Genomic DNA, 15,704 nt, shown 5'->3' on the forward strand with positions numbered 1-15,704 from the left:
AGGGTAAGGGTTAAAACAAAGCACTTTTCAGGCGATTAAAAATCAGCGTGCGTACTTCACGTTCCTTGATCATTGAGTTGAGTAGATTGGAGCTATAACGAATCAGTTGCCCCCGCTGCTCACGATCACGGATGACTTCTAAGCCGTTTTTGACATAGTTTCGAGCAATCACCGTTCTACGGTTTGGATGGGTTAAACAAACCAATTGACCACGTTCGATCTGCTCTTTAATTTTTCTTCTTCTGATTTTGCCGCTAGTAGTTTTGTTAATTCGGCCTTGATGCAGCAAATAGACACTGTCGACAGGTAAGCCAATATCAGCTGTCACTTGTTCCTTGACCTGAGTTCTGATGGCTTCAAAATTGAGAGTCTTATCAAGTGACCTCTTCTTGATCTCAAGTACAACCGTAACACCCTCAGAATCAGCAACATTTACTGCTGCAACACAGCCTTTACGAACAGCAGGATGCGCCGTTTCGACAGAGCACTCGATATCTTGTGGGTAATAGTTTTTGCCACGGATGATAATTACATCCTTAAGGCGGCCAGTCACATATAGATCTCCGTCTTTGACAAAACCCATATCGCCAGTTCTCAAGTAATGCACTTGACTCGGCTCACCCACATCATTAATGATCGTTGCCGCAAAGGTTTCTTGATTGACCTCTGGCTTCTGCCAGTAACCTGCTGTAACGCTCTCACCGGCTAACCAGATTTCACCGGCTTCATGGGCCGCTACTTCTTTATGGGTATGAGGATTAACAATACGGCAATCAATATATGGTGAGATCTTGCCACAGCTCACCACTTGCACAGCGGTCTGATCTTGGCTGGCTTCCACCAAATTCGCATTTAACTTGTCACGATCAATTGAAATTGCATGGAGAGGACCAGTCACACCGCTGACCAAGAGCGTAACTTCAGCCAAGCCATAACATGGCAAGAAACTATCTATTCTCAGTTTGGACTGGGTATTAAACTTCTCCATGAAGCGTTGCATGACGTGAGCCTTAATTGGCTCAGCACCATTGAACAACACACGTAAACGACTCAGATCAAGTGATGCCGCCTGCTCATCAGAAATGCGATGCAGACATAATTCATAGGCAAAGTTTGGCCCACCAGTAATCGTTACACCTTTTTCACTGATAAATTGCAGCCATTTTAGGGGTTTACGAATAAAGTCTAGCGGTGACATGACATAGCAAGTCAGACCCACATAAACACTTTGTAAAACTGAGCCAATCAGTCCCATATCGTGATAAACAGGTAGCCATGTAAAACCAATATCTTGAGGTTGTGTACCAAAAGCTTCAGCAATCATGACTTCATTTGCCATAATATTTTTATGGGTAACGATTACTCCTTTAGGCCATCCTGTTGACCCCGAAGTGTATTGAAGGAAGCAAACATCTTCTTCATCAATATGCGGGAAATCTTTTTCTACCAAGTCACGTTGCAATTTGGCATCAACGGCATGCAATATTAAACTTTCATTTTGCGCTTTTAAGGTGATCAGGCCTGAGATCTCAAGAATCTTTTTGGTTGTGAGTACTATCTTTGGCTCACAGTCATTCATAATATTCAAAATATTAGAAAAACCATTACGATTAAACGGCAAACTGACTGGTACTGCGATAATTTTGGCTTTTAGACAGGCAAAGAACGATACAATAAAATCTAGCCCAGGCTCGAACAACAACACAGCACGATCACCGCTGTCTACGAGATTCATTAATACTTGAGCTTGATGTTGAACCCGCGCATTCAAATCTTTATATGTAAGAGACTGAATACCACCCGTTTGACGCCCTAAATATTCGAAAGCAAGCTTACTTCCATTTAAATTTGCGTGGGATTCCAATGTTGCAATGATATTATCCGTATCCATTACAGCCATAACTTACTCCGATTAATTATAATGCACCCTTAAAACTCACTAACTTAGAAATTACATTTCTCTTCAGGGCTTTTAATAAAAATGAATATAATTTTTTATTTAAAATACAAATTCACATTATATTTTAAGTTCAAATATTTATTATTACACCTGTAAGGGTTTACAGGTTGCTTTTTTATTTATTAAAAATTAAGACATCTAAGAATTTTCAAAAATTATTTTTATATTTTAAATTCAACCAATTGAATTAGACACAAAGCTAATTTTGTCTTGTATTTCAACGATATTCAACAAACTCTAAAAGTTTCCACCAAGATATTAAATGGAGAAACACATTATTTTATATTAATTTTAATATTGAAATAAAAATTAATTTTAATTTAACTTATACTTTTTAAAATAAAAATTTTTACATAATCTTTCTATGAAATTTTATTTTAATTAATTCAACTTAACTTTAAATACAAAATTAAAATACCCCAATTAATCTAATATTAAATTTTTCAAATATTTATATATAATTCTATAAAATCCCTAACATTACAGCTCGAATAGCAGCTGAAATTTTATTATTCACATTTAACTTCTGCATTGCGTTACAAAGATGAAAATTTACTGTTCTTTCAGTAACTCCAATAATCTGTGCAATCTCTGCTGATGTTTTACCCTCAGCAGTCCAACGTAATACCTCTTTTTCACGATGAGTTAAATAAAGATTAAACTGAGCAAATTCTGTGTCATTTACAATTTTAGCAATACTGGAGTGTACTGTTTGGGTCAACCAATACATATTCGTATATTGAGCTTTCTGCTCTTTTTCTGACAATTGCTCACTGGATCTTGCCAGAGTTAACATTCCTCTAGTACCAATAAAGTCGCGGCTTGACTGTGCCCAACCGACATTTAGGCCATAAGAACTTGCTTCTTCCCAGAACTCTTTTTGTTCTTGTGTCTTCGCAGATTGGCTCGACCATATAAGAGGTTGAAGTGACACCATACAATGCTGCACGGTTGGATCTACCTTTATATATTGCTGTTCCACATAGCGTTTCTGCCATTCTTGTGGATAATTATTCAACATAATTGTTTTTGGTTCGGCAATAGACAAAGGCGATTGCATACCATACGCACAATAATCAAATCCGAGCTTTAAAGCTGTGGATTTAACGATTTCAAACAATTGATATTCATTTTGTACGATCAGAGATGCCGATAGTAGATCTTCTTGCCAACTTTCCATTTTCCCGCATTAGTCCTCGCACATAAATTATTTTTACGCAGTTGCATATTGTGAATTCATAATCCAATTAACAACATTTTTTAGCCTGAGAGGGTTTTAAATTATTCGGGTAAAATAGTTTCAGAAAGCTTTGTAAGGTTGTTATATTGCATGCGCAGATTATGCTTTAAATATTAAATTTTATAGGGCACATTTTATTCCAAAAAAATGATTATTTTTGGCTTACAAAATAAGCCTATTACTTAATCTAATTTGCATATTCTTATTAATTTAATTAAATAATATTTTTATTATCTCCTGATTCCCATATTATTCTACACTAATCATAAGAGAAATTAGCAATCTTTAAAAATTAAAAAATTATATGATTTTATTACAATTATTCTTCAATCAATGAACTAGACACTATCTATAATATGTATAAAACATTTTGTTTATAATATAAAAATACATGGTTTTCCTATTAAGAAGGAAAAATTCTTAATTTCCACTTAAATAAACCCTACTCTCAAGAATAGCTTAATGTTGCATGCAATCTGCCACCAGTTAACCTGTTAAAGATAACAGTATTTTATTGGCAATAATTTATGCTATTTATCCATTGAACCCCAATTCAAGTCATTTGAACAGGTAGCATGGTCACCGTCCCCTCTCATTTATCAATATCAACAGATGGTTTTATTCGAATGAATGAAAACCAGCTTATGAACTATCCACTCCACCATCTCATATCTATTGTTGAATCAACGCAAATGCAAGATTGTCAAACTCTACATTATGGTTTTACTGAGTGGGCAACCTCACTGACCCCAGCTTTAAGTACTGGATGGGACTGGGAATTTATTGAATACAATGGCATCACGAGCATAAAACGTATTGGCCTACCTCGAAGTAATATCATGATTGTTGATCTACATGGTACAGATATTGGATGTGCTCTGACTGACACACTAATCAAAAAGAAAATTGATACTTTGTTCTGGGAACAGTTCATTTATACCCAAATCAATACAACCCGAACAATGGCTAAATTAACTCCATATTTCTCTTAGAAACCTGTAAATTCTTACAGTTACCGCCCTCCCAGCTGTTCAGTAAAGTCACTTGAAAAATAAGTGGAAGCACTTGTAATGAATGTTATTGCTGGATTTCAAAATAATTTTTCAGAAGGCCTATATACTAAATTTAAAAATTACCGCTATAGGGTGTTTGTTGAGTATTTAGGTTGGGAGTTGAACTGTCCAAATCATGAAGAACTAGATCAGTTTGACAAAGTTGATACCGCGTATGTCGTCGCTCAAGATGAAGAGTTCAATATTATTGGTTGTGCCAGATTACTACCGACTACTCAACCTTATTTACTTGGTGAAATATTTCCTCAATTACTTAATGGAATGCCTATTCCTTGCTCACCTAAAATTTGGGAGTTATCAAGATTTTCAGCCATGGATTTCTCAAACCCACCTTCTTCTGCTAGCCACGCAGTGTCATCCCCCGTCTCTATTGCTATTCTGCAAGAAGCGATCAACTTTGCAAGAAAACAAGGCGCCAAACAACTTATTACCACTTCACCTCTTGGGGTAGAGCGGTTATTACGTGCTGCGGGTTTTCGTGCTCATCGTGCAGGCCCACCCATGGTTATTGATGGTTATTCGATGTTTGCATGTTTAATTGAAGTGTAATTTTTTAAATTAAAGTCTAAGAATATTGTTGACATTGCAAAGATTAAGGTCTTAAGCCCGAATCTCGTTTCCCGCTCCAAATTTAAAAGGCCCTAGTCAAAAGATTAGGGCTTTCTTTATTTGAAAATTCAAACTTAATATTAAGACTGCTCAGTAATTTTGGTTTTCAAATTTAATTCCTCTTTCTTATGATAAGCCTCATCCGTTTTAGCCCTCCAATCGCGCGGCATAAATGACGTCGATATAATTGCAACTACAGCCATACTTCCAATATAAAGCATAATTAGATATGGATTGCCCTGCCCCACACTCAACAGTTTAGTAGCAATCATCGGTGCCAAACCACCACCTAGTACGCCAGCCAACTGTACCGAAATTGAAATTCCACTATAGCGGATTTCCGCAGGAAATTGACGTGCAAAAAGCTGAGCTTGCGGTGCATACATAATTGGGAATACAACACCAATAGCCAAAACAATTGCTGTCCACACTAATACCGGATCTTTTGTATTGAGCATGGTAAAAAATGGGTAGCAGTAAAGTGCCAGTATGCATAGGCCAAACATAAATATATTGCGTTGGCCGACTTTATCCGACAAATGTCCACATAACGGCGTCATAAATAAAATGACGGCTGCACCGCAAATGGTGGCAAATAAAATGTCTTGGCGTGGGATTCCAAGTTGTGCAGTGGTATAAGCTAATGTAAATGTTGAGGCAATATAGAACCATGCGTTCTCGGCTGCGCGAGCCAAAATAATGGTGATGAGTTGCTTTGGATGGTTTTTAAAAACCTGTAAAGCAGGAACTTTGACTTCTTCAGACTGCTGTTTTACTTTTTCAAAATCTGGTGACTCAGGCACTTTTACACGAATATACCAACCCACTGCCAGTAAAATAATGCTAGCAAGAAATGGTAAACGCCAACCCCAACTAAACAGTGCTTCTTCAGGTAATAACGACACCAGACCCAACGCGATTGAGGCTAGCATTAAACCACCACCTGTACTAGCTTGAGGCAGGCTTCCCCAGAACCCTTTACCGCCTTCGGGCGCATGTTCAACGGCCATCAGTACGGCACCACCCCATTCACCGCCCATTGCCATACCTTGAATGAATCGCAAGACAACCAAACCAATCGCAGCCCAATAACCAATTGATTCGTAAGTCGGTAATAAGCCAATCAGTACAGTTGGGATGCCCATGAGCATCAAGGTCAGTAGCAACATCGATTTACGGCCAATTTTGTCACCAAAGTGACCAAAGACTAAGCCGCCTAACGGTCTTCCAATAAATCCAACGGCATAAGTTGCAAATGCAGCAAGCACGCCGGTAAGTGCATCCAGATTTGGGAAAAATAGCTTATTGAAAATGAGCGCTGCCGCCGCACCGTAAATAAAAAAGTCATACCACTCAATGGTAGTGCCGACCATGCTAGAGATGCCTGCTAATCGATGTGACGACTTTTTAGTATTTGAACCGTTTCCATGTATTGATTGCATCGTAATGTCCTTTTTAGATTTTCTTGTTTTATCTTTTTTATGCTTATGACCAACCCTGACCATAAGCATTTTCAGGTCTCGCTTTATCTCCTTAAGCTTTTTAGGATTACGTAATACGGTTTAGCTCAATTTTTCTAAAATTGGCTCAAATTTCGAATTACGTTCTTGCCACTGTGGTTGTTTGTCTTTATCCACAATGAGAGCACGAACACCCTCAATAAAGTCACCATGCTCAAACCAGATATCCTGTAAATCACGTTCAAGCTGCATACACTGCGGTAAAGAAAGCCCACGGCCTAAATGTTGCAGTTTCAAACTGGTTTGTTTGGCTATAAACGAGCGCTGCTGCAAAATGCTGAGCATCTTGCTTGCCCACGTCTTTAAGCTTTCATCTTGTTCATTTTCAAGACTTTGCTCGATTTCATCTAAATGCTGATATCCGAAGTGTTTACGAATGCCTTCCGCCAATTGTTTTAATTCACTTTCAGCCGGGCGAGTAATAAATCGGGTAATGATATGTTCAATTCCCTCTTTGCTTAAACTTGGTGCTTCAACAAGAGCATCCTGTAAAGCTTGTAACTGCTCGCTTGGCACATGGTAGTCAATTAAATCGAGGTAGAGTGCATCGCTACTGCTAATCTGCTCTCCCGTAATTGCCATATAAACGCCGATATCATCAAGGCGAGACAAGAAATGCGTTGCCCCGACGTCTGGGAAAAAACCAATCGCTGTCTCAGGCATGGCAAATCTGGATTTTTCACTGCTCACCACAATGTGACACGCCTGAGCCAAACCAAAACCACCACCTAAGACATAGCCATCAAGTACAACGATGATTGGCTTTGTATATTCACGCAGTGTATTTAGCATTTTATATTCGGCGCTAAAGTAGCCTTTATAATCGGCTGTGCCATTTTTATAGCTGTCGTAGAGATAGCGAATATCTCCACCTGCACAAAAGGCTTTTGGGCTATTTGATTTGATTAAGATTGCCTGAACATCCGCATCATTTCGCCAAAGTTCTAATTGGGCACCAATACTTTTAATCATATCTAGCGACAGTGCATTGAGATGAGTCACACGGTCTAAGGTAATAATGCCCAACTTACCTTGTTGCTCAATCATTAAGTGATTTTCTGTATTCATTTTATTGATCTCTTATTGATTTTTAAAATTTGCCTGCCGTTTTTCAACGAAAGCCTGCATTCCTTCTTTTTGGTCAGATGTTGCAAATATTGAATGGAACATACGTCTTTCAAAACGTAAACCTTCAGTCAGATTCACTTCAAAAGCGCGGTTAATGGTTTCTTTAAGCATCATGTTTGCAGTTAAAGAGCGTGCTGCGATTTTTTCTGCTGCTTGCAAGGTTTGTTCAAGTAATTCTTCTTTAGTAAACACACGTGCAACCAAACCACTTTGCTCTGCTTCTACAGCACCCATTTGACGAGCGGTAAAACACATTTCCATTGCTTTGGCTTTACCAATGGCATGAGTTAAGCGTTGTGTGCCACCAATACCCGGAATCACGCCTAAAGTCACTTCAGGCAAACCAAACTTGGCGTTATCAGCACAATAGATAAAGTCACACATGAGTGCTAATTCACAGCCACCACCTAATGCATAGCCGCTGACCGCAGCAATTAGAGGTTTACGGCGCTGTGCGATACGGTCTGCAAGATGAAAAAAGTCATCAAAGTAAATATCAGGAAATGCTAAATCAGCCATTTCTTTAATGTCTGCGCCTGCGGCAAAAGCTTTTTCAGAACCTGCCAATACGATGCAACCAATTTCACGGTCTTTTTCGAGCTGATCTAATGCCTGATTAATTTCACTAATTAATTCGCTGTTTAAAGCATTGAGCGCTTGAGGGCGATTTAATGTAATCAATCCAACCCCATTACGCTTTTCTAATAAAATACTTTGCCACTGCATTATTTATTCCTTGTTCTGATTTTATAGACTACGTGCGATGACTAAACGTTGAATATCACTGGTGCCTTCGTAAATTTGGCAAATACGGGCATCACGATAGATACGCTCAATTGGGAAGTCTCTCAGGTAGCCATAGCCACCAAACACTTGTAGCGCGCTCGAGCACACTCGCTCAGTCATTTCTGAAGCAAATAGCTTGGCCATTGAAGCTTCATTCAAACACGGTTGACCTGCTTCTTTTAAACGCGCAGCGTAGTGAACCAGTTGTCTCGCTGCTTCAATTTCAGTTGCCATACTAGCAAGGCGAAACGCGATGGTTTGATGCTCAAAAATTGGTTTTCCAAAAGTAATACGCTCTTTGGCATAACGGGTTGCTTCTTCGAGCGCCGCACGTGCTAAACCAACTGCTTGTGCAGCAATACCAATACGTCCACCTTCTAAATTGGCAAGTGCGATTTTCAAGCCTTCGCCTTCTTTACCTAGCATGAGGCTTTTATGGATGCGTACATCTGTCAGAGCAATCTGACACGTATCTGAAGCATGCAGACCCAGTTTTTCTTCAACACGAATCACTTCATAACCCAGTGTCTCGCGTGGGACTAAAAATGCGCTAATACCCTTTTTGCCTGCACTTGGATCGGTCACTGCAAATACAATAATGACACCGGCATTATCACCAGAGGTAATAAATTGCTTGGCACCATTTAAAATGTAGTCATCGCCATCTTTTACTGCACGGGTTTTAATAGCTCCCGCATCTGAGCCAGTATGTGGTTCAGTTAAAGCAAAAGCACCGATCATTTCACCTTGTGCCAAAGGCTTTAAAAAGCGCTCTTTTTGCTCATCGGTACCAAATTTTAAAATAGGTACACAGCCAACCGAGTTGTGTACGCTCATGATGGTCGAAGTTGCACCATCGGCTGCCGCAACTTCTTCGAGTGCCAGTACATAGGCTAAGTTACCCGTGTCAGAACCACCCCATTGCTCTGAAACAAGCATACCCATAAAACCGAGTTGACCCATTTGAGCCAATGTGTCTTTCGGGAATGTCCCGTCTCGGTCCCAATCACTTGCATTGAGTTTGATTTGTTCTTGGGCGAAACTTTTCGCCATATCACGAATGAGTAATTGTTCTTCGGTAAATTGCATTATTATTTCCTTTACCCTGCTTTAGCTTGTTGTTTAGCAATTTCTTGATTACGCAATAAAAAGCGCTGAATTTTGCCACTTGGAGTTTTAGGTAATTCACTCACAAATTCAACTAAACGTGGGTACGCATGTGCAGAAAGTCGTCTTTTAACAAATTGGCTGAGTTGCTCAGCAAGTGTCTCAGAAGGTTGAGCATCTGCGGCTAAAATCACGAATGCTTTAACGATTTCGGTACGGTCTGGGTCAGGCACTCCAATCACTGCTGCTTCAACCACAGCGTCGTGTTCGAGTAATGCACTTTCTACATCGAAAGGCCCAATACGATAGCCCGATGTGGTGATTACATCATCACTACGACCCACAAAGCTCATGCTGCCATCGGCATGAAGCTCGGCAGTGTCGCCAGTTAAATAGTAATGACCAACGAAAGGTGATTTACGGCTTTCTTTATAGCCGCCGAACCACATCATTGGAGACTGGCTAATATCGACTGCTAAAATTCCTGGGGTGTCGGCTGGAAGCTCTTCACCTTGTTCATTGACAATCGCAACGCGATAGCCCGGACTTGGGAAGCCTGCTGAACCGGCATGAATTTCATGTTTTAAACCATGATGATTACACACCACCATGCCGACTTCAGTTTGCCCATAGTGGTCATAAATCGGAGCATCAAGCACTTGTTTAAACCAGCGAATTACTTCTGGGTTGAGTGGCTCGCCTGCACTGCTCACCACACGGAACTGACCTTTTAACGGTGCCATTTGTGCTGGGTCAGCTGCCATCATCATGCGGTAAGCCGTTGGTGCACCTGCCAAATTGTTAATTTTATAATCTTTTACAATTTGGCATAGACTATCTGTGCTGAAACCACCTTCATAGAACAAAGTAGTGTGACCCAAGAATAGCGGCCCCGTAATCGCGTAGTACAGACCATACGCCCAACCCGGATCGGCAATATTCCAGAATGAATCTTCTTCGGTTAAACCAATGGCATCTTGCATATATCGACCAAAGGCAATCAGTGCTTTTAAAGGCACTTCTAATGGTTTAGCAGGGCCTGTAGTCCCTGAAGTAAACATGAGTAAAAATGGATCTTGGATGCTACGCATGACCAGATCACATTGATCGGACTGCTGCTTCACTTCATTCCAAAAGTTAAAATCACCTGCTTTAAGCGGAGTACCTTGTGCATCGGCCACCGTCACAATTGGAGGGCAATTTTCAATTTCATCAAGCTTGCTACGGTTGCCCATATCAGTCACCACCAGCTTACTTTGTGCAAGCTGAATACGGTGCTCAATCGCTTTTGGACCAAACGCAGTAAATAGTGGTTGATAGACTGCACCTATGCGCCAAGCTGCAAAAATAGTCACAATCAATTCGGGTGTTCTTGGTAATAGCCCTGAAATACGGTCACCCGCTTTTACACCTTGTGATTTTAGAAAGTTTGCAAATTGACTCGACCATTCTTTTAATTCACGGAAGGTATATTGCTCTTTTCGTCCGTCTTTTCCTTGCCAATACAGCGCAATTTTGTCGCCCTCTGCGTGTCGATCACAGCATTCATAACAAGCATTTAAGGCATCAAATGAACCTGATAACATCTGTTTTGCAGTGCTTTCCAAATCGAAAGTCTGTGCAGCATTTTGATAATCCATCATATCTTTTCCCTCAGTTCGGATTTGTTGTTATTCACGACAGGGTTTAATTTGTTTAAAGCCATCCTTTGGCTTTACCGTTATGCCTCTTGTGGCAGGTATTGCTGAATAATGCTCGAAAAATCGAGATTGGCATTACCACGCATGCACATTTGCTGATAGAGCTGCTGCACCATGCCACCTAATATGACTGGCTGTTTAACTTGGCCTGCGGCCTCGACAGCAAGACCTAAATCTTTCAGCATCAGCTGAGTCGCAAAGCCATCTTGATAACCTCGAGATGCTGGTGCATTTTCATTAATATGCGGCCACGGGTTACATACATCCGAGCTCCAGCAACGACCGCTTGAGGTGTTAATGACGCCGGCCAATGCTTGGGGGTCGATGCCGAGTTTCACACCAAGTGCCATACCTTCGGCCACCGCTGCCATTGAAATACCCAAAATCAGGTTATTGCAGATTTTGGCAATTTGACCTGCTCCAACATCACCACAATGAACAATATTTTTACCCATGTGGCTAAGCACAGGTTTTACTTCATTAAAGGTTTGATCATCGGCACCCACCATAAAGGTTAGAGTTCCTGCTTGGGCTCCAATGGTTCCACCAGAGACGGGTGCATCACAGATTTTAATATTTTTGTTAGGTGCAACAGTAGCAATGTCTTTAATGGTTTGTGGGTCAATGGTACTGCTATCAATGCATAAGCTACCTGCTTTTAGCACTTCCAATACACCATTTTCACCCAAGTAAACTTCTTTAACGTGCTTTGCCGCAGGCAACATACTAATGACCACATCAGCTTGTTTTGCTGCTGCCTGCGGGCTGTCACATACCACACCACCTGCCTCGGCGAAGTGCTGAATAGCAACTTCACTGAGGTCATAACCATAAACGTTGATTCCGGCTTTGAGTAGGTTTTGGGCCATTCTGCCGCCCATATTACCTAGACCGATAAAGGCGATATTCATCCGTGATCCCCTTAACGTAAACTAATTGTTGTATTTACACCGCCAACTTCATGGCTATCTTCAAACCAGCGACTGGTAATGGTTTTGGTCTGAGTATAGAACTGCACAGCTTGTTTGCCGTATGGTCCCAAATCACCCAGTTTCGAACCTCTTGAACCGGTAAAACTAAAGAAAGGCACTGGCACAGGAATTGGAATGTTGATACCGACTTGACCAATATCAATTAAGTTTTGGAAAGTACGTGCAATCGCACCGCTTTGTGTAAATAGACCTACACCGTTACCAAATGGATTGGCATTTATAAGCGCAATGGCTTCATCAAGTGTGTCTACACAAATAATTGAAAGAACTGGACCAAAGATTTCTTCTTTATAAATACGCATGTCGGTATTTACGCCGCTAAAAATCGTCGCGCCGACAAAGTTACCAGACTCATAGCCTTGTACTTGAACATCACGACCATCGAGCAGCAACTCTGCCCCTTGCTCAACACCGCTATTAATTAAGTCAAGCACTCGCGCTTTAGCACGTTTTGAAATCACTGGCCCAATGTCAGTATTTGGTTCATGGCCTGCGTTTACTTTTAAGGTTTTCGCTTTTTCGACTAACTCTTGAATCCACTGTTTGCTGTCGCCAACCATGACTGCAACAGACAATGCCATACAACGTTGCCCTGCTGCACCAAACGCTGCACCGACTAGAGCATTTAAAGTTTGCTCTTTATTGGCATCAGGCATAACAACTACATGGTTTTTTGCACCCATCATAGACTGCACACGTTTACCATGTTGTCCTGCAAGGTTATAAACATGAGTGCCGACTGCTGTTGAACCTACAAACGAAATCGCTTTAATGTCTTTATGTGTACACAAACGATCAACCACTTCTTTGCCGCCATGCACAACGTTGAGTACGCCCGCTGGAATGCCTGCTTGAATCGCAAGCTCAACCAGCATCATAGTTGATAACGGGTCTTGTTCTGATGGTTTTAAAACAAACGTATTGCCGCACACAATTGCCATTGGGAACATCCAAAGCGGAATCATGGCAGGGAAGTTAAACGGCGTAATACCCGCACAGACACCCAAAGGTTGTTGCAAGGTATACGTGTCTACACCACGTGCAACACCTTCAACATATTCACCCATTTGTAAGGTACCGATCGAACACGCATGTTCAACCACTTCTAGACCACGTTGAATATCGCCTTCCGCATCTGCCAAGGTTTTGCCTTGTTCAGCCGTTAGTACTTGTGCAATTTCTTTCATATTGGCACGGATTAAGTCTTGTAACTTAAGCATGATGCGCATACGTGCCTGAATTGGGGTTTGACGCCAAGAAGCAAAAGCATCTTGTGCAGCTTGAATAGCAGCGTCAACTTCTTTAACCGTTGCAAATGGTACGCGACCAATCACTTCCTGAGTCGCAGGATTAACAATGTCTTGCCATTCCTGCGTTTCAGATTCGATAAAATTTCCGTTAATGAGTAATTTAGCGGTTTCCAATTCGATTTTTTGGATTGTGTTCATAACCTCTCCGTAGGCCATATTTTTATTGTGTTCAATTATTAGAAAATACTTTTTAATCGTATTTTCTTTATTCCAGTTTCAATTGAGACTAGCAAAGAAAACTTTGACCACCAACGGAAATTCATGCACGATTGTTGTGCAAATATGCACAAGGATGACAACAAAAATGAAAGTGGATTGGGATCATCTACATTTTTTTCTGGTTTTAGCTCGGACTAAAACCCTAACCAATGCTGCGCGGATTATTGGTGTCGAGCACAGTACGGTGGCTAGACGGATTCAGGCACTAGAACTTGCTTTGGGTACAACGTTGTTTAAACGTGAAGCGACGGGTTATGAGCTAACACTCGAAGGGATGGCACTGGTTCCTCGAGTTGAGCAAATGGAACAAGCTTTCTTACAAATTGAGAAACCACATCAACCTTTGCAAGGTCGTGTGCGAATTGGCACACCTGAAGGTTTTGGCACTGCATTTTTAGCCCGTTTACTGGCTGAGTTCTCTATTCAATATCCATTGCTCACCATCGACCTGATTCCAGTACCGAAAATGATTAAGCTCTCCCACCGTGAAGCAGATATTGTGGTGTCAATTGACCGTCCCACTTCTGGGCCATATATCATTACGCGGTTATCAGACTATTGTTTAAAAATTTATGGTAGCCAAAATTATCTGGCTCAGAACCCACCTATTCGCGGTTTAGAAGATTTAACCCAACATCGCTTTGTGAACTATATTGATGATCTGGTGTATAGCCCTGAGTTGTACTGTCTAGAACGTTTACCTTTAAAGTTGAATGCCAACTTCCGTAGCAGCAGTATTTTGGCCCAACAAATTGCGGTGAGTGCTGGCGCAGGACTTGCGATTTTGCCCAAGTTTTTGGCAGATGATAAACCTGAACTTGAAGAAGTATTGGAGCAGCAAGTTCGCTTTACCCACACGTTTTGGATGCTGACCTTTGTTGATTTACAGCATGAACCGCGCATTAAGTTAGTTTGGGATTATTTACGCAAACAAGCCGATAAATACCAACATTTGTTAGTTGATTAGAGATTTAAATACCTATTAGAAAGTTTTTTAAAACATTTGAGCAAATGGGCTGCTCGCACAACACAAATCTCTTCAAATAGGCGCAAAGTTTGGTCTAGATGATAATGCTTACTGAGTGTAGGTTTATCACCGCTTAGGATTGATTTGTCTAAATCGTATCGACGTAATGTATACTTTTTATAGCATGTCAGAAATTACTGTCACGGTTTACAGTGGTCTGAGCTATAGATACTTGATTTCTGCCAAATCGATAGTGCATATCTTTAAGTGACTGTTAGTCTATAATAACAGTTGTTTTTTTATAATAGTCAAATGATGAGTTGCCAGATTTTATGAAGGATTCACCGTCTCGTTCTAAAAAAGTTTCTACTTCTGCAAAAATGACTCGTAGAGGAAGACCTGTAGAAGATAGGGAGGCAAAACGAGCCGAGCTACTCAAATCAGCCATATCTGTCATAGCTAGCGAAGGTTATGCTGGTACCTCCATTCGAAAGGTGGCTCAGCATGCTGGCTGTACAACAGGGGCTGTAACTTATAATTTTGCGAATAAAGAAGAAATGGTCGTAGAGGTGACGAAGTGCCTATTTGATGAATTTGATATCCTATTGGATGCAGGAGAGCATAGCACAGATATATTTGGCATGCTTCAGGGCTGGCTTGATAGGTCTAAAGCGGATAATCCTGAGTTGTGGTCGGCGCTATTTCAGCTCTTTGCCCATGCTAGACATGAGTCAGCGTTCTCCACTATTATTCGCAGGCGTTATTCCCAATTTAAAAAAGTATTGGCATCTAGGCTTGAAAAAGGGCAAGAGACTGGAGTAGTCAGAGATGATATTCCTGCTGAGATTCTTGCTGATCAGATCTCTGCTATTAGTGATGGTTGGATGCTGATGCTGCCTTTAGAACCGCAGCGTTTTTCTGGTAAACAAGGTCAGGCATTGCTTGATGCAGTGATCACTTTAATAAGCCCATATAAACAACAATAAGCCTATTTTTCAAAAAGCAGCATGGAATAAGCAAAGTTGAAAGCTGAACTAATAGTTGATCTGTTGAACCCTCGCCAACGTCTTAATTGATCAGTTACTTTCAGTAA

At 40.8% G+C, this 15,704-nt stretch carries 13 protein-coding genes; 4 read left to right on the top strand and 9 right to left on the bottom strand.

What is annotated here, in order from left to right; all coding sequences use genetic code 11:
• Positions 1-10: 10 nt before the first annotated feature.
• Positions 11-1,900: a fatty acyl-AMP ligase gene (locus HLV59_RS17850; protein WP_171430484.1), complete on the bottom strand. Its 1,890-nt coding sequence runs from the start codon at positions 1,898-1,900 to the stop codon at positions 11-13.
• A gap of 523 nt (positions 1,901-2,423) precedes the next feature.
• Positions 2,424-3,140, bottom strand: a complete 717-nt coding sequence (abaR, locus tag HLV59_RS17855; protein WP_171430485.1) for a LuxR family transcriptional regulator AbaR — start codon at positions 3,138-3,140, stop codon at positions 2,424-2,426.
• 635 nt (positions 3,141-3,775) lie between these two features.
• On the opposite strand from abaR, the gene HLV59_RS17860 reads away from it, so the two are divergent.
• Positions 3,776-4,192 carry a DUF4902 domain-containing protein gene (locus HLV59_RS17860; RefSeq protein WP_171430486.1) on the top strand — a complete coding sequence of 139 codons (417 nt, stop codon included), beginning with the start codon at positions 3,776-3,778 and terminating at the stop codon, positions 4,190-4,192.
• Positions 4,193-4,255: 63 nt separating this feature from the next.
• The gene (gene abaI / locus HLV59_RS17865; protein WP_171430487.1) at positions 4,256-4,822 is read left to right on the top strand and encodes an acyl-homoserine-lactone synthase AbaI; all 567 of its coding nucleotides are present in this window, start codon (positions 4,256-4,258) and stop codon (positions 4,820-4,822) included.
• A 140-nt stretch (positions 4,823-4,962) separates the two neighbouring features.
• Here abaI and HLV59_RS17870 read toward each other — a convergent pair whose 3' ends face one another.
• The 7 genes from HLV59_RS17870 to HLV59_RS17900 form a co-directional block, all read right to left on the bottom strand.
• Positions 4,963-6,324: an MFS transporter gene (locus HLV59_RS17870; RefSeq protein WP_171430488.1), complete on the bottom strand. Its 1,362-nt coding sequence runs from the start codon at positions 6,322-6,324 to the stop codon at positions 4,963-4,965.
• Positions 6,325-6,444: 120 nt separating this feature from the next.
• Complete coding sequence (locus HLV59_RS17875; RefSeq protein WP_171430489.1) at positions 6,445-7,470, bottom strand: enoyl-CoA hydratase/isomerase family protein; 1,026 nt, start codon at positions 7,468-7,470, stop codon at positions 6,445-6,447.
• A 12-nt stretch (positions 7,471-7,482) separates the two neighbouring features.
• Positions 7,483-8,256, bottom strand: a complete 774-nt coding sequence (locus HLV59_RS17880) for an enoyl-CoA hydratase (protein ID WP_171430490.1) — start codon at positions 8,254-8,256, stop codon at positions 7,483-7,485.
• A gap of 21 nt (positions 8,257-8,277) precedes the next feature.
• Positions 8,278-9,405 (bottom strand): acyl-CoA dehydrogenase family protein, encoded by a 1,128-nt coding sequence (locus HLV59_RS17885; protein ID WP_171430491.1) that lies wholly within the window; start codon positions 9,403-9,405, stop codon positions 8,278-8,280.
• An 11-nt stretch (positions 9,406-9,416) separates the two neighbouring features.
• Positions 9,417-11,066, bottom strand: coding sequence for an AMP-binding protein (locus HLV59_RS17890; protein ID WP_171430492.1), 1,650 nt, complete (start codon positions 11,064-11,066; stop codon positions 9,417-9,419).
• A gap of 77 nt (positions 11,067-11,143) precedes the next feature.
• On the bottom strand, positions 11,144-12,034 hold the full coding sequence (mmsB, locus tag HLV59_RS17895; RefSeq protein ID WP_171430493.1) for a 3-hydroxyisobutyrate dehydrogenase: 891 nt from the start codon (positions 12,032-12,034) through the stop codon (positions 11,144-11,146).
• An 11-nt stretch (positions 12,035-12,045) separates the two neighbouring features.
• On the bottom strand, positions 12,046-13,563 hold the full coding sequence (locus tag HLV59_RS17900) for a CoA-acylating methylmalonate-semialdehyde dehydrogenase (protein WP_061874748.1): 1,518 nt from the start codon (positions 13,561-13,563) through the stop codon (positions 12,046-12,048).
• A gap of 166 nt (positions 13,564-13,729) precedes the next feature.
• Between HLV59_RS17900 and HLV59_RS17905 the strand changes: the two genes are divergently transcribed.
• Complete coding sequence (locus HLV59_RS17905; RefSeq protein ID WP_016142532.1) at positions 13,730-14,611, top strand: LysR family transcriptional regulator; 882 nt, start codon at positions 13,730-13,732, stop codon at positions 14,609-14,611.
• A gap of 332 nt (positions 14,612-14,943) precedes the next feature.
• Positions 14,944-15,597 carry a TetR/AcrR family transcriptional regulator gene (locus HLV59_RS17910; protein ID WP_171430494.1) on the top strand — a complete coding sequence of 218 codons (654 nt, stop codon included), beginning with the start codon at positions 14,944-14,946 and terminating at the stop codon, positions 15,595-15,597.
• Positions 15,598-15,704: the final 107 nt, after the last annotated feature.

The organism is Acinetobacter lactucae, assembly GCF_013122135.1.
In the GTDB taxonomy this organism is placed as follows: Bacteria; Pseudomonadota; Gammaproteobacteria; order Pseudomonadales; family Moraxellaceae; genus Acinetobacter; species Acinetobacter lactucae.